Annotated in this window: 16 protein-coding genes; 8 read left to right on the top strand and 8 right to left on the bottom strand. The window is 65.2% G+C overall.

Features of this window, described 5'->3' with window-relative positions; translation table 11 throughout:
- Nucleotides 1–9: 9 nt before the first annotated feature.
- Nucleotides 10–759, bottom strand: a complete 750-nt coding sequence (locus tag BTJ49_RS10755) for an SDR family NAD(P)-dependent oxidoreductase (protein ID WP_113065415.1) — start codon at nucleotides 757–759, stop codon at nucleotides 10–12.
- A 103-nt stretch (nucleotides 760–862) separates the two neighbouring features.
- Here BTJ49_RS10755 and BTJ49_RS10750 point away from each other — a divergent pair, with 103 nt between their 5' ends.
- Nucleotides 863–2,251, top strand: coding sequence for an RDD family protein (locus BTJ49_RS10750; RefSeq protein ID WP_146742323.1), 1,389 nt, complete (start codon nucleotides 863–865; stop codon nucleotides 2,249–2,251).
- Between the two features lie 53 nt (nucleotides 2,252–2,304).
- On the opposite strand, the gene BTJ49_RS10745 is transcribed toward BTJ49_RS10750, so the two are convergent.
- The 3 genes from BTJ49_RS10745 to radC form a co-directional block, all read right to left on the bottom strand.
- Entirely contained in the window at nucleotides 2,305–2,880 is a 576-nt protein-coding gene (locus BTJ49_RS10745) for an SPOR domain-containing protein (protein ID WP_113065413.1), read from the bottom strand.
- Entirely contained in the window at nucleotides 2,880–4,568 is a 1,689-nt protein-coding gene (argS, locus tag BTJ49_RS10740; protein WP_113065412.1) for an arginine--tRNA ligase, read from the bottom strand. Before argS ends, BTJ49_RS10745 begins: the two co-directional genes overlap by 1 nt.
- 542 nt (nucleotides 4,569–5,110) lie before the next feature.
- A complete protein-coding gene (gene radC, locus BTJ49_RS10735) occupies nucleotides 5,111–5,779 on the bottom strand; it encodes a DNA repair protein RadC (RefSeq protein WP_113065607.1) in 669 nt (222 codons plus the stop codon).
- Nucleotides 5,780–5,898: 119 nt separating this feature from the next.
- On the opposite strand from radC, the gene coaBC reads away from it, so the two are divergent.
- The 3 genes from coaBC to BTJ49_RS10720 are packed head-to-tail and all read left to right on the top strand — an operon-like array spanning nucleotide 5,899 to nucleotide 9,925.
- Nucleotides 5,899–7,116, top strand: a complete 1,218-nt coding sequence (gene coaBC / locus BTJ49_RS10730) for a bifunctional phosphopantothenoylcysteine decarboxylase/phosphopantothenate--cysteine ligase CoaBC (protein WP_113065606.1) — start codon at nucleotides 5,899–5,901, stop codon at nucleotides 7,114–7,116.
- Complete coding sequence (gene dut / locus BTJ49_RS10725) at nucleotides 7,113–7,568, top strand: dUTP diphosphatase (protein WP_113065411.1); 456 nt, start codon at nucleotides 7,113–7,115, stop codon at nucleotides 7,566–7,568. Before coaBC ends, dut begins: the two co-directional genes overlap by 4 nt.
- 14 nt (nucleotides 7,569–7,582) lie before the next feature.
- On the top strand, nucleotides 7,583–9,925 hold the full coding sequence (locus BTJ49_RS10720) for a phosphomannomutase/phosphoglucomutase (protein ID WP_113065410.1): 2,343 nt from the start codon (nucleotides 7,583–7,585) through the stop codon (nucleotides 9,923–9,925).
- Between the two features lie 46 nt (nucleotides 9,926–9,971).
- Here the strand turns inward: BTJ49_RS10720 and BTJ49_RS10715 are convergent, their stop codons facing one another.
- Nucleotides 9,972–10,625: a DUF4124 domain-containing protein gene (locus BTJ49_RS10715; protein WP_113065409.1), complete on the bottom strand. Its 654-nt coding sequence runs from the start codon at nucleotides 10,623–10,625 to the stop codon at nucleotides 9,972–9,974.
- Nucleotides 10,626–10,703: 78 nt separating this feature from the next.
- The gene (pyrE, locus tag BTJ49_RS10710; protein WP_113065408.1) at nucleotides 10,704–11,348 is read right to left on the bottom strand and encodes an orotate phosphoribosyltransferase; all 645 of its coding nucleotides are present in this window, start codon (nucleotides 11,346–11,348) and stop codon (nucleotides 10,704–10,706) included.
- Between the two features lie 83 nt (nucleotides 11,349–11,431).
- Between pyrE and BTJ49_RS10705 the strand changes: the two genes are divergently transcribed.
- Genes BTJ49_RS10705 through BTJ49_RS10695 form a run of 3 tightly spaced genes read left to right on the top strand, consistent with a single transcriptional unit; the run spans nucleotide 11,432 to nucleotide 13,844 of the window.
- Nucleotides 11,432–12,205: an exodeoxyribonuclease III gene (locus BTJ49_RS10705; RefSeq protein ID WP_113065407.1), complete on the top strand. Its 774-nt coding sequence runs from the start codon at nucleotides 11,432–11,434 to the stop codon at nucleotides 12,203–12,205.
- The gene (locus BTJ49_RS10700; RefSeq protein ID WP_113065406.1) at nucleotides 12,202–13,509 is read left to right on the top strand and encodes an MFS transporter; all 1,308 of its coding nucleotides are present in this window, start codon (nucleotides 12,202–12,204) and stop codon (nucleotides 13,507–13,509) included. The genes BTJ49_RS10705 and BTJ49_RS10700 overlap by 4 nt, the downstream gene beginning before the upstream one ends.
- 47 nt (nucleotides 13,510–13,556) lie before the next feature.
- Nucleotides 13,557–13,844, top strand: a complete 288-nt coding sequence (locus BTJ49_RS10695) for a hypothetical protein (RefSeq protein WP_113065405.1) — start codon at nucleotides 13,557–13,559, stop codon at nucleotides 13,842–13,844.
- Between the two features lie 4 nt (nucleotides 13,845–13,848).
- Here the strand turns inward: BTJ49_RS10695 and BTJ49_RS10690 are convergent, their stop codons facing one another.
- Both BTJ49_RS10690 and BTJ49_RS10685 read right to left on the bottom strand, forming a co-directional pair.
- Nucleotides 13,849–14,967: an anhydro-N-acetylmuramic acid kinase gene (locus tag BTJ49_RS10690; protein WP_113065404.1), complete on the bottom strand. Its 1,119-nt coding sequence runs from the start codon at nucleotides 14,965–14,967 to the stop codon at nucleotides 13,849–13,851.
- 7 nt (nucleotides 14,968–14,974) lie between these two features.
- Nucleotides 14,975–16,420 (bottom strand): peptidoglycan DD-metalloendopeptidase family protein, encoded by a 1,446-nt coding sequence (locus BTJ49_RS10685; RefSeq protein WP_113065403.1) that lies wholly within the window; start codon nucleotides 16,418–16,420, stop codon nucleotides 14,975–14,977.
- Between the two features lie 193 nt (nucleotides 16,421–16,613).
- Between BTJ49_RS10685 and tyrS the strand changes: the two genes are divergently transcribed.
- Complete coding sequence (gene tyrS, locus BTJ49_RS10680; protein WP_113065402.1) at nucleotides 16,614–17,825, top strand: tyrosine--tRNA ligase; 1,212 nt, start codon at nucleotides 16,614–16,616, stop codon at nucleotides 17,823–17,825.
- The last annotated feature ends 183 nt before the right edge of the window (nucleotides 17,826–18,008 follow it).

Raw genomic sequence — 18,008 nt, 5'->3', positions numbered from 1 at the left:
CGTCGCGGATCAGTCCCGGTGCACCTGCAGCCCCGCGGCCGACTGACTGGTCGGCATCACCTCGATGCGGTTGACGTTGAGGTGCGGCGGCAGATGCGCGATCCAGGCGACGGTCTCGGCGATGTCCTCGGCCGTGATCGGGTGGGTGCCCGCGTAGAGCTTGTCCGAGGCGGCCTGATCGCCGCCGGTGCGCACCAGGGTGAATTCGGTCTCGGCCATGCCCGGTTCGACCGAAGTCACGCGCACGCCGGTGCCGTGCAGATCGGTGCGCAGGCCCAGCGTGAACTGCGTGACGAACGCCTTGGTGCCGCCGTAGACATTGCCGCCCTTGTACGGATAGCTGCCCGAGATCGAGCTGATGTTGACGATCGCGCCGCGGCGTTCGATCAGCGCCGGCAGCAGCGCGTGCGTCAGCGTGACCAGCGCGGTGACGTTGGTGTCGATCATCTGCCGCCATTCGTTCAGGTCGGCGAACTGGGCCGGCTCGGTGCCCAGCGCCAGGCCGGCGTTGTTGACCAGCAGGTCAATGTCGGCAAAGGCGGGTGGCAGCGCATCGAGCATCGCTTCGATGGCGTCGTCGTCGCGGATGTCGAAGGCGGCAGCGTGCACCTTGTCAGCACCGAGGCGCTCGACCATGGTCTGCAGGCGTTCCGCGCGGCGTCCGCAGATCACCACGCACCAGCCGTCCTTCACGAGTCGTTCGGCGATGGCTGCGCCGAATCCGGAGGTGGCTCCGGTCACCATGGCTGTTTTCGTCATCCGCCCAGTGTAGCGGTTTCGTGCACCGGCGCGGAGCCGTGCTTCGTTTTGCGCCCGGCTGGACTAGAATCGGGTGCATTGGGGGAAAAACATGGGGGAAATCATGTCCGAAGCGATGTATTCGGTGACCTTGACCGGAAGGGTGCAGCCCGACCGCGATGCGCCGTCGGTGTGGGAGCGTGTCGCGCAGTTGCTCAAGCTCGATGCCATGGCGTTCAGCGAGCGCGTGCTGGCGCGAATGCCGGTGACGCTGAAGGCGGTTCCGCAGGAAGCCGCGGAACGGCAGCGCGAGGCGCTCGTGTCCTGCGGTGCCGATGCGGTGCTGCTCGAGGAAGGGTCGTCGTCGCGGCTGTGGGTGCGCATGCGCCAGGGCACGCGCGGTCCCTTGAGCGCGACCTATGTACGGCACGCGCTGCATGAAGGCACGCTGTCCGCCGATACGCAGGCTTGTGCGCAGGGCACGAAGCAGTGGCAAACGCTCAGCGAATTGCTGCGGAATACCGTGGCCGAAGCGATGCCCGTTCCGCCACCACCGAGCGCGACACCCATGACGGCGTCCAGGCCGTCGGCGGGCCGTGTCTTGCCTACCGAAAGTGCGCGCCGCGGGCTGCATGCCGGATTCTGGATGCGCTTCGTCGCCTACCTCATCGATACGCTGGCCCTGTGGATACCGCTGGCCATCATCGATGCTCTGCTGATGATTCCCATGGCCGGGCATCCGGAGCGGGCGGGATCATCGATCCTGGGCATCTACGCGGTGAACTTCGTGTTGATCCTGGTCTATTTCGCCGTGTTCGAGTCGTCGGCGCTGCAGGCCACACCGGGCAAGCTGGCGTTGGGTTTGCGTGTGACGGATGAATACGGCCGGCGGATCGGGTTTGGGCGAGCGCTGGGGCGCTATCTGGGCAAGTTGCTGTCGGGCCTGCTTCTTCTGATGGGCTACATCATGGCGGGTTTCACGGCGCGCAAGCAGGCGCTGCATGACCTGATGGCGGGGAGTCTGGTGGTGCGCAAGACGCCGCTGGAAGCCTATCGGGCCGATCCGTCCTCGCCGCCGCCGGCGCGCACCGGGCTCCCGGGTTGGGCCATCGCCCTGATCGTGGTCGGCGTGAGTCTGGTGCCGATCAGCATACTGGCCGCGATCGCCATTCCGGCATATCAGGGGTATGTGGTTCGCACGCAGGTGGTCGAAGGCGTGCAACTTGCGCAGATGCCCAAGGCGGCCGTTGCGCGCTACATGCGCGAGAAGGATCGTCCGCCGCAGGACAACGCCGCGCTTGGCCTGCCGTCGCCGTCGCAGCTGGCTGGCCGTTACGTGGCCGAGGTGAAGGTCGATTACGGAGATGTCACCGTGCGCTACAACGATCGTGCGTCACCGCAGGTGCGCGACCGACACCTGTTGTTCACGCCGGAGCTGAGTCACGGCGTGGTGATCTGGCGGTGCCTCAGTCCGGATCTTCCGCACAAATATCTGCCGCGGTCCTGTCGCTGAGCGGTCCGCCGGATCGCGTTCGCGCTCATGAAAGGGCGCGAACGTGAAAGCGATCAGTGTTCCTTCAGCGCGATGGCCTTGATGCCGGCCGATGCGAGCCGCTGCTTGGCGGATTCCAGTTTGGCGGCCGACGTGTAAGGCCCCAGGCGTACGCGGTTCCAGGTGTGGCCATCGATGGTCACGGGCTTCACTTCGGCGACGAAACCCTGCAGCGCCAGCTTCGCCTTCATCGCCTCGGCATCGGAGGCGTTCGGGAACGAACCAACCTGCAGCAGGTAGCCGCCGCTGTCGGCGGGCGAGGCATTGCCGGGTTGCGTCTCGGCTTTGGCCTGGCGGCTGATCTCGGCGTCCGGAATGATCACTTCCTTCTCCGGCAGCACCGAGTAGAAGTCGTATTTGGACTTCTTCTTCGTGCCGGCGGCCTGATCGGCCACGCCCGGCTCGCTGCCGCGCGGCACCGTGGCGTTGGGGTTCGGCTGCGGACCGTTGTGCTTGCGGCCCATCGGCAGCCAGCCACCGCGGGTGGCCATGGCCATCAGGATGGCGCCGATGATGAGGCCGATCAGGACCCAGCCCCAGGCCGGGAAACCGCCGTTGCGCACGGCCTGCTTGTTCTTGCGAGGTGGCATTACATGCTCTCCGGGGCCGACAGGCCCAAAAGGTCCAGTCCGTTCGCGAGCACCTGGCGGGTCGCCGTGACCAGGGTCAGGCGTGCCTGGCGCAGGGTGTCGTCGTCGACCAGGAACTGGTGGGAGTTGTAGTACGTGTGGAAGGCCTGCGCCAGTTCGCGCAGCCAGTTGGCCAGCAGGTGCGGTTCGAGACTCTCGGCGGCCGACTCGACGATCTCGGGGTAGCGCGAGAGTTCGGTCATCAGCGCCTGCTCGTGCTCGTTGTCCAGCCGTGCCAGATGCTTGCGGCCTTCGCCCGGGTCGAATGCCAGGCCCTTCTCCTGGCACTGGCGCAGCACGCTGCACACGCGGGCGTGGGCGTACTGGATGTAGTAGACCGGGTTGTCGTTGGACTGCGAGCGGGCTAGGTCGATGTCGAAGGTCAGCTGCGAATCGCCCTTGCGCGCGATCAGGAAGTAGCGCGTGGCGTCGCGGCCGACCTCGTCGATCAGGTCGCGCAGGGTGACGTAGCTGCCGGCGCGCTTGGAGATCTTCACCTCCTCGCCGCCCTTCATCACAGTGACCATCTGGTACAGCAGATAGTCCGGGTAGCCCTTCGGGATGCCGGCGTCCAACGCCTGCAGACCGGCTTTCACGCGCGCCAGCGAGCCGTGGTGATCGGCGCCCAGCACCGTGATGGCGGACGTGTAGCCGCGCTGCCATTTGTTGCGGTGGTAGGCCACGTCCGGCACGAAATACGTGTAGGTGCCGTCGGACTTGCGCATCACGCGGTCTTTGTCGTCGCCGAAGTCCGTGGTGCGTAGCCACAGTGCGCCGCCTTCCTCGTAGGTGTGGCCGTGCGCCTGCAGTTCGCGGACGGTTTCCTCGACCTGACCGCCTTCGTACAGCGAGGATTCCAGGAAGTAGACGTCGAAGTGGACGCCGAAGGCCTTCAGATCCAGATCCTGTTCGTGACGCAGATAGGCCACGGCGAAGTCGCGGATGGCCTCCAGGTCTTCCGGATCGGCCGCGGCGGTGACGGTGCGGTCGTCGGCCGAAACGGACTCGCCGGCAAGATAAGCGCGCGCCACGTCGGCGATGTACTCGCCGCGGTAGCCGTCCTCGGGCCAGCCCTCGTCGCCGGGCGCCAGGCCGCGGCAGCGCGCCTGGGTGGAGATCGCCAGGTTCTGGATCTGCACGCCGGCGTCGTTGTAGTAGAACTCGCGTTTCACGTCCCAGCCGCTGGCGTCGAGAAGACGCGCGACGCAGTCGCCCAGCGCGGCGTTGCGGCCGTGGCCGACGTGCAGCGGGCCGGTCGGGTTGGCGGACACGAATTCCACGCCGACCACGCGCCCGTCGCCGACGCCGTTGTGGCCGTAGTGCGCGCCGCGATCCAGCACCTGGCCGATTTCGGCGTGGTAGGCCGCCGGGCTCAGAAAGAAGTTGATGAAGCCGGGGCCAGCGATTTCCACGCGCTCGACCAGTTCGCTCGGCGGCAGCGCGGCGACCAGTGCCTGCGCCAGTTCGCGCGGATTGCGTCGTGCCGGGCGTGCCAGCAGCATCGCCGCGTTGGTGGCGAAATCGCCGTGTTCGCGGTTGCGCGCGCGTTCGATGACGAAATCGGGCGCGGTCAGGTCGGTGGGCAGGGTGGCGTCGTGCTGCAGGGCGGCAAAGGCCTGCAGCACCAGGTCGTGGAGCTGCTGTTTCACGGCTGGGTTCGATGGTTGCGGGAAGCTGCCATGCTAGCAGCCCGCAGGGCGCTCGAACATCCGCAAGTGGGCGTGCGGACTGACCTTTTGCGGTCGATTCCCGGGCGTGGACAAGCCTGTGGATAAGTCTGTGGGCAAGGTCGGCGCTGGCGTCGCCTAGGATTTTTTCTTATTTTTCTCATCAGGGTGATGATAAAAAAACCTGTTGTAAAATAAATACTTGTATAATGTTTCTCGTTTCGGCATGCAGCTTGCCCGCGTAAGTGACCGTTTTATGAAATTGTGCATAACTGTGCGACAAACAAATCGAAACGTCCGTTGTGTGCTTGCCATGTCATACGTTGGTCATGCTCGGGCGCGACACTGCACGCGGCGCAGGAAACGGGTCGGACGCCCGGATCGATGCGCTGTTGCACTTGCCCGTGGCGAAACTCCCCCGCTTTACGGGACGGTGGTCGCTGATCTCCTCCAAAGAACTCGCGACGAAGTGACTAGCGCGGCTCCGGCCGCGCTTTTTTTATGGCCTGATGCCATGGGGCGGTTCAGATCAGACCACGTGCGGCCATCGATACGGGCAGGCCGCTGCCGACCACCAGGTGATCCAGTACGCGCACGTCGATCATCTGCAGTGCCTCGCGAAGCTGCAGGGTGATGGTGCGATCGGCGGCGCTGGGTTCGGCGACGCCGGAAGGGTGGTTGTGGGCGAAGATCACGGCGGCCGCGTTGTGTCGCATGCAGGCGCGCACGACCTCGCGTGGATGCACGCTGGCGCCGTCGATGGTGCCGCGGAACAACTCCTCGAAGCCGAGCACGCGGTGCCGGTTGTCCAGATACAGGCAGGCAAACACTTCATGCGGAAGGTCGCGCAGGCGCGCTTTGAGATAGGCCGCGCTGTCGACCGGATCGCGCAGCGGTGCGCCGCGATCGAGTTCCTCGCCCAGTGCGCGCCGGGCGAGTTCGAAACCGGCGGCCAGACGGGCGTGTTTGGCCTGTCCCAGGCCGCGCAGGCGCGGCGGTTCGGCGGCGGAGAGCAGGGCGGACAGGTTGCCGCCGGCCTGCAGCAGTTCCCGCCCCAGCGCGACGGCATCCTTGCCGCGGGTACCGCTGCCCAGCAGCACAGCGAGCAGTTCGGCGTCGCTCAATGCGGTCGCGCCGTGTTTCAACAGTCGTTCGCGCGGTCGTTCGCTGCGCGGCCAGTCGGCAATGCCCATGCATACACTCCCTTGAATAAGCACATGCATCATCGCGATCTCGATCACGACGCGGACAGGGGCGCGGACGGTCGAATCCGGTAAGCTACGGACTTGCCTGATCGTCAGTGAGTTCCGACATGAGTCTGGCCCAACGTCGCATTCTGCTGGGCGTGTCCGGCGGTATCGCCGCCTACAAAGCCTGCGAGCTGGTTCGTCGTCTGCGCGAAGCGGGCGCCGAAGTCCGCGTAGTCATGACGGCGGGGGCCGAGCGTTTCGTCACGGCGACCACGTTCCAGGCCCTGTCCGGGCAGCCGGTTCGCAGCAGTCTGTGGGACGAGCAGGCCGAGGCCGCGATGGGCCACATCGAGTTGGCGCGCTGGGCCGAGCGCATCCTGGTCGCGCCGGCGTCCGCCGACATCCTGGCGCGTTTGGCGCACGGCATGGCGGACGATCTGCTCAGCACGCTGTGTCTGGCCAGCGCCGCACCGCTGCACGTGGCGCCGGCGATGAACCAGCAGATGTGGGCGAACGCGGCCGTGCAGGACAATGTGAAGACGCTGCGTGCGCGCGGCGTGCAGGTGCACGGTCCGGGTAGCGGCGACCAGGCCTGCGGCGAGGTCGGCGATGGGCGCATGCTCGAGGCGGTGCAACTGCGCGATGCGTTGGCCGCCAGTTTCGGCGACGGCCCGCTGCGTGGAATGCGGGTGCTGGTCAGCGCCGGCCCGACATTCGAGGACATTGATCCGGTGCGTTATCTGGGCAATCGCAGTTCGGGACGCATGGGCTACGCCGTGGCCGCGGCAGCAGCAGCAGCCGGCGCGGAGGTGTGCCTGGTCTCCGGACCGGTCTGCCTGGAGACGCCGGTCGGCGTGGCGCGACGCGTCGACGTACGCAGCGCGCAGCAGATGCTGGACGCGGTGCTGACGGAAGCGCCGCGAAGCGACATTTATATCGCTGCGGCGGCCGTGGGCGATTACCGCCCGCGCGCGCCGGCCGAGCACAAGATGAAGAAAAGCGATGGTCAGCCGCTGACCCTGGAGCTGACCGAGAACCCCGATATCCTGTCCACGGTGGCGGCCTTGGCGCACCCGCCGTTTCTGGTCGGTTTCGCTGCCGAGACGCGGGATGTCGAGGCGTATGCCCGAGGAAAACTCGAACGCAAGAAGCTCGACTTGATTGCCGCCAATCAGGTCGGAGTCGGAATGGGGTTCGAGACCGAAGACAACGCGCTGACGCTGATCGGCCCGGAAAGCAGCGAAAAACTTCCGCGTTGCGACAAGCGTGAACTAGCGCAGGCCCTGATCGCGCGTATCGCCGCACAATTCCATGCTCGCAGGAATCCACCAAACGCATGATCGATGTTGAACTGAAGATTCTCGACCCGCGTCTGGGCAAGGACATTCCGCTGCCGGCGTATGCCACTGACGGTAGCGCCGGCATGGATCTGCGCGCGGCGATCGATGCGCCGCTGACGCTTCAGCCCGGGCAGAGCGAGCTGGTGCCGAGCGGCATTGCCATCCATATCGGCGATCCGCGCTGGTGCGCGCTGATCCTGCCGCGCTCGGGGCTGGGCCACAAGCACGGGCTGATTCTGGGCAACTCGACGGGCCTGATCGATGCCGATTATCAGGGGCCGCTGATGATTTCGTGCTGGAATCGCAGCGCACAAGCGTTCACCATGCAACCGGGCGATCGCATCGCCCAGCTGATGTTCGTGCCGGTCACCCAGGCACGTTGGCAAGTGGTCGATGCGTTCGATCCGAGTCGTCGCGGGGGCGGTGGCTTCGGTTCCACGGGTGTGGCCTGAGGCGGAGGGGACACATGAACGAACGTGCGAAACGGCAACTGGAGGCACTCAAGCAGTTGCTGCAGCGACTGTGGTTGCTGGCCGCGGCCACTGTACTGATTGCAGCGGCGCTGTTCTGCGGATGGCAGACCTGGCTCATTGCCAGCAAGAGCGGCGCGGTCGAGCAGGTGCGCAAAGCGCAGCATCAGACGGTGGATCAGTTGTCGACCCTGTTGCGCGCCGATCGTGACAAGGTGCAGGCGATGATCGGCGACAGCGCCGTGCTCGCCGCCCTGAAACAGGGTGACGCCGCGGGTCGCGCGGAAGCGGCCAAACGCGCGGCGACACTGCTGCCCCATGCCGTGGACATCGAATTCTTCAGTCCGGGGCTGGACGAGGTCGTGCATGCCGATTACGACAAATTCGGCTATTCGCGGGCGGCGCAGTTGCTCGGAGCGCAGAGCAACGAGGCGCAACCGTTGATGCAGGCCATCTTGAGCAAGGGGCGGACCGTGTTGACCCTGGCGCGTCAGGTGGGCGACAAGGGTGCGCCGCTGGGCTATGCATGGGTCGAATTTCCCTTCGCGCCGGTACGCGCCGCATTCGAGCGCAACGATCCGGCTGCGGGGCGCCTGGAGCTGCGCTTGGGTGACGATGCCGACGGCTTGCTCCTCACCCGGCATGGGCGCACCAGCGCCAAACCCCAGGATGGTGACCTCGGCATGCAAGTGGCGGGCACCCGTCTCCGAGTGATCGCCGCGTTGCCGGTGGCCTGGATCGTTCTGCCGGATTCGGTCGTGTTCAGCGGAATGCTGACATTGTTGTGCCTGGCTGCGAGCGCGGGATTGCTGTGGATGCGTCGGCGTGCGATGCGGTCACATGGAACTCACGAGAATCTGGAGCCTGTCTTGTCTGATGTAATGGAAAACGAGAGCGACGCCCCGGCGGCGGCGCAGAAAGCCGCGCCGAAGGCCGAACCGTCATCGGCCGCCGCGCGCGCCGTCAATCGCAGCATCTTCCGTGCCTATGACATCCGTGGCGTGGTCGACAAGGACATCGATGCCGATGTCGCGCGCCTGATCGGTCTGGCCATCGGCAGCGTCATGCAGGACAAGGGTCTGAAAGAGATCGTTATCGGTCGCGATGGTCGTCTGTCCGGCCCGGAACTTTCCGAAGCCCTGGCACAGGGCCTGCGTGAAGCGGGCATCGACGTGATCGATATCGGTGCCGTGCCGACGCCGCTGGTGTATTTCGCCGCCTATCACTTCAATACCGGCTCCGGCGTGGCCGTGACCGGCAGCCACAATCCACCCGACTACAACGGCTTCAAGATCGTGGTCGGCGGCGAGACGCTGTCGGAAGGTGCGATCCAGGAGCTGTACGAACGCATCGCCGAGAACCGCCTGCACAGCGGCGGAAGCGGCGAACTGCGGCGCATGGACGTGGTCGGCGAATACATCGACCGCATCGCCGACGACGTGCAGGCCGAGCGTCCGCTGAAGGTCGTCGTCGACGCCGGCAACGGCATCGCCGGTGCTATCGGCCCGCAAGTGCTGCAGGCCATCGGTTGCCAGGTGGTGCCGTTGTACTGCGAGGTCGACGGCGAGTTCCCCAATCACCACCCCGACCCGTCGGACCCGCACAATCTCGAAGATCTGATCCTTTCGGTGAAGAGCACGGGTGCGGACCTGGGCGTGGCCTTCGACGGCGACGGCGACCGTCTCGGTGTGGTCACGCGCGAGGGCGAGATCGTCTATCCCGATCGACTGCTGATGCTGTTCGCGCGCGACGTGCTGGTGCGCAATCCAGGTGCGACCATCATCTACGATGTCAAATGCACCGGGCATCTGCAGAGCGACATTCTCAACGCCGGCGGCAGTCCGCTGATGTGGCGCACGGGCCATTCGCTGATCAAGGCGAAGATGCGCGAGACCGAAGCGCTGCTGGCCGGCGAGATGAGCGGCCACTTCTTCTTCCGCGAGCGCTGGTTCGGCTTCGACGACGGCATCTACGCCGCCGCGCGGTTGCTGGAAGTGATTGCCGGCGACCTGGACGAACGCAGCGCCGAGGAGATCTTCGCGACCCTGCCGAAGGGCGTGTCGACACCGGAACTGAAGATTGCCATGGAGGAAGGCGAGCATTACGCCTTCATCAAGAAGTTCAGCGACAAGGCGCAGTTCGAAGGTGCGCGTCTGACCACCATCGACGGCCTGCGCGCCGATTGGAAGGACGGCTGGGGTCTGGTCCGCGCGTCCAACACCACGCCGGTGCTGGTGCTTCGTTTCGATGCCGACGACGAGACCGCGCTCAAGCGCATCCAGCAGACCTTCCGCGAACAGCTGCTCGCGGTCGATCCGGATCTGGCGTTGCCGTTCTGATGAATCGCGCGGGCGAGCCGATAGGGCCGCCCGCGCAAAACCCGTGTCAGCGCGTAGCGGCATCCTCGGCGGCGCGCAGCTTGCGGTAGCGCTGGACCAGCCGTTCGACCCGCTTCTCGGCCTCGACCTTGGCCTCTTGCTGCTTGCCGAGCTTTGCGCGCTGATCGGTGACCGCGGCACGTTGCGCGTCAATGCGCTTTTCGAGGAAAGCCGGCACCGGCTTGCCGTCGTGCTTGATGTCGGCCACGTGCGACAGCAGTTGGGCCAGATTCTGTTCCTGCGCATGCAGGTTGATCTGGGTGGTGCGGATGGCCTGGGTCAGCTCATCGATCTCGGCTTGTTGCGAGTCGCGGAACACCTGCTCGTTGGGATAGGCCGACAGCATCTGTTCGTCCTGCGCGTGCTGACGATCGGCCGCGGCCTTGGCTGCATCGGCCTTGGCCTTCTCGGCCTCGGCGACCTTGCGCTCTTCCGGCGTCAGCTGACGCTGCACGTGACGCACCACCAGTCCGCTGCTGTTGATCACGTCATAACCATTCCTGATGGCTTCGCTGTTGAGGCTGTCGCTGTAATGCGGCAGACCGCTGTCGTCGCGCCAGCTGTAGCGGTAATTCTCCGAATGCTTGGTTTGCCAGGCGAGCGCGGACGCACTGCAGGCGAGCAGGCCGATCAGGATGAGGCTGGATGTGGTTTTGTGCATGAACGATCCTCCGGGACCGAGTATAGCCGTGCGCTGCCGCGGCATTGTATGCAGCGGCGCACAAGTCGTCGTGAGGGTTCAGATGGAACCGTAGCGGTCGCGGTAGGCCTGCAGGTGTTCGCGTTCATCAGCCAGCTCGGGCTGTTGCGCGGCGTAGGTCAGCACATCGGCGAATCCGGCGATGGCGACGACCGGAACGCCTTCCTCGGCCGTCAGCTCTTGTGCGGCCGAACGCTCGCCTTCGCCGCGCTCCTGGCGATCCAGCGCGATCAGCACGCCGGCCGGCGTTGCGCCATGGGCGCGGATCAGGGCCAGCGATTCGCGCACGGCGGTGCCGGCGGTCATCACGTCGTCCACGATCAGCACGCGTCCCTGCAGCGGCGCGCCGACCAGCGTGCCGCCTTCGCCATGATCCTTGGCTTCCTTGCGGTTGTAGGCGAACGGTGTGTCGCGATCATGCGCGTCGGCCAGCGCGATGGCCGTGGCCGCGGCCAGTGGGATGCCCTTGTAGGCCGGTCCGAACAGCATGTCGAACTGGAGCGACGAAGCCATGGCCGCGGTGGCGTAGGCGTGGCCCAGCTGCCCCAGCGCCGCACCGGAGGCGATGTGGCCGAGGTTGAAGAAATACGGGCTGATGCGCCCCGACTTGAGCACGAACTCGCCGAAGCGCAGGACACCGCGCTGCAGCGCGAGTTCGATGAATTGGCGTTGATGCGCTTGCACGCGAATCTCCTGAACAGAAAACGGGCCGGAATGCGGCCCCTCGAGATTGTTATGATGCCGCAACCTTCACCGGAACGTCGCGCATGCGCATCATCAGTCTCAACGCCAACGGCATTCGTTCGGCGGCACGCAAGGGGTTTTTCGAGTGGTTCGACCAGCAGGACGCCGACATGCTGTGCCTGCAGGAAACCAAGGCGCGCACGCATCAGTTGGTCGACGATCCGGTGTTCACCCGCGAGGGCTATCACGACTGTTTCCACGACGCGCGCAGCAAGAAGGGCTACAGCGGCGTGGCGATCTATTCGCGGCAGAAACCGGATGAGATCCGCACCGAGCTCGGCCGCGAGGATTTCGATTGCGAGGGCCGCTACATCGAGGCGCGGTTCGGCAATCTCAGCGTGGTGTCGCTGTATTTTCCGTCCGGTTCGTCTGGCGACGAGCGTCAGCAGTACAAGTTCCGCATCATGGACTGGTTCGCGCCCATTCTCGACGAGTGGCTGAACAGCGGCCGCGACTATGTGGTGTGCGGCGACTGGAACATCGTGCGCAGCGAGCTGGACATCAAGAACTGGAAGTCCAACCAGAAGAATTCCGGCTGCCTGCCGGAGGAGCGCGACTGGATGAACGGCCTCATCGACCAGCGCGGCTGGGTCGATGCCTTCCGTGCGCTGAAGCCGGACACCGTCGAGTACACGTGGTGGTCGAATCGCGGCCGCGCGCGCGAGAACAACGTCGGCTGGCGCATCGACTACCAGCTGGCGACGCCGTCGCTGCGCGAGCGCATGACCGACTGCTCGATCTACCGCGACGAACGCTTCTCCGATCACGCGCCGTTCACTGTGGACTACGACGCATGACTGCCGCCAAGCCGCGCGGCTGGCGCGGCATCGTCAAGGCCTTCGCCACACCGTCGGCGGGCACATTGTGTTTGCTCGGTTTCGGTTCCGGTCTGCCGTTTCTGCTGATTGGCTACACGCTGTCGATCTGGCTGCGCGAGTTCGGGCTGACGCTGGGGGCGATCGGCCTGTTCAGCTATGTCAGCTTCTTCTACGTCTTCAAGTTCATCTGGGCGCCGTTGCTGGACCGCTGGAAGGCCCCCATCCTGGGCTTCCTGGGACGTCGTCGCGGTTGGCTGGCGCTGTCGCAGATTCTGCTGATCGCGGCGCTCACGGGCATGGCGGCGACCGGGCCGGCGCAACTGGAACTGTTCGTGGCGCTGGCCGCGCTGGCCGGATTCTCCGGCGCCACGCAGGACACCATGATCGATGCCTACCGCATCGAGATCGCCCCGCCGGAGGCGCAGGCCGCATTGGCCGCGACCTACACGCTGGGTTACCGGTTCGGTCTCATCGTGTCGGGGGCCGGGGCGCTCTACATCGCGGCCTACAGCAGTTGGCACACGGCCTATCTGGCCATGGCCACCTGTCTGGTAGTGCCATTGCTGACGACGCTGGTGATGCGCGAACCGGAAACCATCCATGTACGCGAGCGCGTGGGGTTTCAGGCATCCTTCGTCGGCCCGTTCCGCGATTTCTTCCACCGTCACAGCGTAGTCATCGCGATCGTGCTGCTGCTGTTCATTGGCCTGTTCAAGCTGCCCGATCAGATGCTGGGCGTGATCAACGGGCCGTTCTATATCGACACCGGCTACACCAAGGACCAGATCGCCACGGTATCGAAGCTGTACGGTGTGTGGATTGGCATCGCCGGCGCGTTCCTGGGCGGCGTGTCGGTGGCAGCGCTGGGATTGAAGCGCTCGCTGTACATCGCGGCACTGGGCGTGGCGTTGTCCAACCTGCTGTATCTGCTGATGGCGCAGCACCCGGGGCAGACCTGGGCCTTCATCGCGGCGATCTCCGGCGACAATTCGACCCTGGGTTTCGCCGGGGTCGTGCTGGTCGCGTTCCTGTCCTCGTTGACCAGCATGGAATTCACCGCCACGCAGTACGCGCTGCTGAGTTCGCTGGCCAATCTGCCGGGCAAGCTCATTGGCGGGTTCTCGGGGTTTCTGGTGGAACGCTGGACCTACTCGGGCTTCTACATCTTCAGCGCGCTCTCCGTGGTGCCCACGCTGCTGCTTCTGGCGTGGTTGTCGCGGCGCATGACGCTGGACCGGCCGCGCGAGCCCGAGGACGAGGCTGCCAAGGCGTCGCAAAACTGACACAATAGGCCGCACAGGGGGCATGTAGCGCGGAGGAGGTTCCGCACGTGCCGGACATCGTAGTACGCCACATTGACGACGCCATGGTGGCGCGCATCAAGGAGATCGCGCGCGACCGCAAATGGTCGATCAACGACGTGATTCTTCATGCCATGCGCAGCGGCCTGGGTCTGGGCGGCGAGGTGCTGGGCGCCGAACGCGAGTTCCACAGCATCGCGAAACTGGCCGGCACCTGGCAGGCTGAAGAAACGGCCGCGTTCGAGGAAGCGCTGGATGCGCTGGCCTCTGCGCCGGTCGGTCGGTTGGCGGCGCACAAGCCGCCTTCGAAGGACTGAAGGCTCAGCGCGGAGCCGCGTGAATCGCGCCGAGCAGTCGCGGTCCGATCGCTCCCGTGACGCTGGGCAGGTTGCCTGTCTCGCCGCGCAGGCGGCGATGGGCCAGCCAGGCGAATCCCATCGACTCCACATGGTCGGGTGCCACGCCCAGCGTTTCGCTGCTGAGCACGCGACAGGGCGCCAGTTGCTCGGCCAGTGACTGCATCAATGCATGGTTGTGCACGCCGCCGCCGCAGACCACCAGATCCTCGATCTGTGCTGCTTCGCGGCGCACGGCATCAGCGATGCTGCGCACCGTCAGTTCCAGCAAAGTGGCCTGTACATCGGCGGGGTCCATGGCGTCGATGTCGCCGCGCGCGCGCAGCCAGTCGAGATGGAAGACCTCGCGACCGGTGCTCTTGGGCGCAGGCAACGCGAAATAGGGATCGTCCAGCAGGGCCGCAAGCAGGGCTTCATCGACCTTGCCGCTGGCGGCGATGGCGCCGTCGCGATCATAGGGCTGGTGGTAGGTCAGCGCACACCAGGCGTCCATCAGGCCATTCGCCGGACCTGTGTCGAAGCCGATCACGCGGCCATCCGGGTACAGCACGCTGAGGTTGGCGATGCCGCCCAGGTTCAGGACGCCGCGTACATGTTCGCGCGCGCCGAGCACGGCGGCATGGAAGGCCGGCATCAGCGGCGCACCCTGGCCACCGGCAGCTACGTCGGCGCGGCGGAAGTCGGCCACGGTATCGATGCCGGTGCGTTCGGCGATGACGCTGGCGTCGCCGATCTGCAGCGTGAAGGGCTGGTCGCCGTGGATGCGGTGACGCACCGTCTGGCCGTGCGAGCCGATGGCGCGCACGGCCGAGGGCAGGACGTCAGCCTCGCGCAGGAGCTGATGTACGGCTTCGGCAAAGCATTGTCCCACGGCCACGTCGAGGCGGCCGTAGGCATCGAGATCAAGCAGGCGGTTGCCCTGCGAAATGTCGAGGATGTCCTCGCGCAACGCGTCCGGCCACAGGTGTGTGCGCGCGTGAACCAGTTCGGTATGCGGATCGAAGCGGCACAGCGCGGCGTCGATGCCGTCCGCGCTGGTGCCGGAGATCAGGCCGACGTACAACGCGGCATCGGTGTTCGGCATGTCGGCGTCAATCGGTCTGTGACGCGCGCTTGGCCGTGTCTGTCCGATTGGCCAGGCGGATGTTGGCGTCGAGCGCATCGATGCGCGCCAGCATCGGCTTCATCTGCTGCGTGAATTGCGCCAGCAGTTTCGGCTGCAGCGGTTTCGGCTTCGGCATGGTCACGGTCAACGGATTGACCTGATGGCCGTGGATGCGCACTTCATAGTGCAGGTGCGGGCCGGTGGCCAGGCCAGTCATGCCGACGTAGCCGATCACCTGGCCCTGACGCACGTGCGAACCGATATGCAGGCCCTTGGCGAAGCGCGACATGTGCGCATAGGCCGTCGAATACTTGGCGTCGTGCTTGATCAGGATGAAGCGGCCGAAACCGTGCACCCAGCCGCGCACGCGGATCACGCCGTTGCCGGCGGCATGGATCGGCGTGCCGCGCGGTGCGGCGTAATCCACGCCCTTGTGCGCACGGGTGTAGCCGAGAATCGGGTGATTACGAGCCAGGCTGAAGCGCGAGGAGATACGCGAGAACTTCACCGGCGTACGCAACAGTGCCTTTTGCAGCGGGCGGCCATCCTCGCTGTAGTAGCCGAACGTGCCGTCCGGCTTCTGGAAGCGGAAGGCCGTGTAGCGGTGGCCGCGGTTGTAGAACTCGGCGGCGATGATGTCGCCGCTGTGCAGGTAGGCGCCGTCGCGCCAGACATCGTCGTAGACCACCGTAAAGCGGTCGCCGCTGCGGATGTCCTTGATGAAGTCGATGTCGTACTTGAATACGTCGGCCAGCTTCACCACCATCGCCTCGCTCAGGCCGGCCTTGCTGGCCGAGCCGAACAGGGACGATTGGATCACGCCGTGCGCGATGTGCTCGCGGCGCTCCAGTTCGCGTTCCTGCACGTGGCGCGTCACTTCGCCGTTGGCGAAACGCAGCACGACGCGATGGCCGCCGTCCAGATCGAAGCGCAGGGCTTCGAGTGCGCCGTTGGCGTCGGTGAGGTAACCGAAGACATCGCCCGGGTGCAGGTCATGAAGGGTGCCGGATTTCTTGGTCGCGCCCAGCGCCAGGGTCAGGTCGTGATAGCTGAGTCCATGCGACTCGAACAGTCCCGAAAGGGTCTGGCCGGGTTGTACGCGCATCACCTGCCAGTTCTCGACGGGCTTGCGCGGCGCCTGCGGCGGCAGGGTCGGCAGGTCCAGCGGCATTTCGGTGTAGGTGGTCACGGTGGGGCGATGCTTCATCGCGTTGGCCCACGCGGGCATGACCAGCGCGGACAGCACCACCAGCAGCACGGCTGCGGCAGCAAGCACCCAGCGTTCGCGTGCCCAATGCAACGGAGGCCCCGAGTCGGACGAACCGAAGGACCAGTGCGTGTATCGTTGATAGAAGTGCTGATGCCGGCGCTGTGCCTTGCGGCGCATCGCCTGGCGACGCGCTTGATGCGCAGCCGAGGGACCCCGAGCCATATCTAGATTTCCCGCCCCTGTATGCCGAAAGAAGTAGCAATTGCAGCTACGATAGCGAGGCCCGGGAAACCCCGTCAACGCCTTTTTTTTCAAAGCGTTGCGTTCATCACCTCGGTTAACGCACAATTAACCGCGTTCAGGTCGGGGCCGTCTCCGATCCGGTCCCACCCATTTCGTAGTACATGAGGTTTTCATGAGCGACATCGAGGGCGCGCTGGCGCTGATCGGCCGCGGCGCCGACGAGATCATCAAGGAAGAGGAGCTGAAGAAGCGTCTTGAACAGGGGCGTCCGCTGCGCATCAAGGCGGGTTTCGATCCGACCGCACCGGATCTGCACATCGGGCACACGGTATTGCTCAACAAGATGCGCCAGTTCCAGGATCTGGGGCATACGGTGATCTTCCTGATCGGCGACTTCACCGGCATGATCGGCGACCCGACCGGCAAGAACGTCACGCGCAAGCCGCTCACGCCCGAGCAGGTGAAAGCCAACGCCGAGACCTATGCTGCACAGGTATATAAGGTACTCGACCGCGACAAGACCGAGCTGCGCTTCAATAGCGAGTGGTTCGGCAAGATGAGTGCGGCGGACATGGTTCGCCTGGCTTCGCAGCACACCGTGGCGCGCATGCTCGAGCGCGATGATTTCGACAAGCGCTACAAGGCGCAGCAGCCCATCGCCATCCACGAGTTCCTGTATCCGCTGGTGCAGGGCTACGACTCGGTAGCGTTGAAGGCCGACGTCGAGCTGGGCGGCACCGATCAGAAATTCAATCTGCTGATGGGGCGCGCGCTGCAGGAACACGAGGGCCAGCCGCCCCAGGTGGTGCTGACCATGCCGCTGCTGGAAGGTCTGGACGGCGTCAACAAGATGTCGAAGTCGCTGGACAACTACATCGGCATCAACGAACCGGCCATCGATATCGTCACCAAGACGATGAAGATCGGCGACGAACTGATGTGGCGCTGGTTCGAACTGCTCAGTTTCGATGTCTCGCTGGACGAGTTGGCGGCGATGAAGCGCGAAGTCGAGAACGGCCAGCTCAATCCGCGCGATGCCAAGTTGCGTCTGGCGCGTGAACTGGCGACCCGCTTCCATGACGCGGCGGCCGCCGAGCAGGCCGTGGCCGGCTGGCATGCCGTCGTGCGTGGGCAGGGCGATACCTCGCTGCTGCCGCTCGATGAGATCGTGGTGCCAGACGAGGGGCTTCGCCTGCCGGCCTTGCTGACGGCGGCGGGGCTGAGCAAGTCCAACTCGGAAGCCAATCGCAAGCTCAAGGAGCGTGCAGTGCGTATTGACGGTGAGGTCGCAGAGGACGCGCAACGCGTGTTCGAGGCCGGCTTCGAGGGCGTGCTGCAGATCGGCAAACGCAACTTCGCGCGGGTGCTTCTCAAGACGGCCTGAAACTTTTTTCGGCGATTTTGCAAAAAAGGCTTGCGCATCTTGTGCCACCTCTCTAAGATTCGCGCCTCGCTCAGGCACAGCGCGATTCGCGCTCCGCTCCGGCAACAAAATTTCCTTGAAAAAGGGTGTTGACGGAAACGGAAAGCGATGTAGAATGTGCGGCTCCCTCGGACGAAACGTCCT

This window comes from Oleiagrimonas sp. MCCC 1A03011 (assembly GCF_003267965.1).
GTDB lineage: Bacteria > Pseudomonadota > Gammaproteobacteria > Xanthomonadales > Rhodanobacteraceae > Oleiagrimonas > Oleiagrimonas citrea.
Note: the sequence above shows the minus strand (reverse complement) of the source record. Positions and strands in the feature narration are given on the sequence as shown.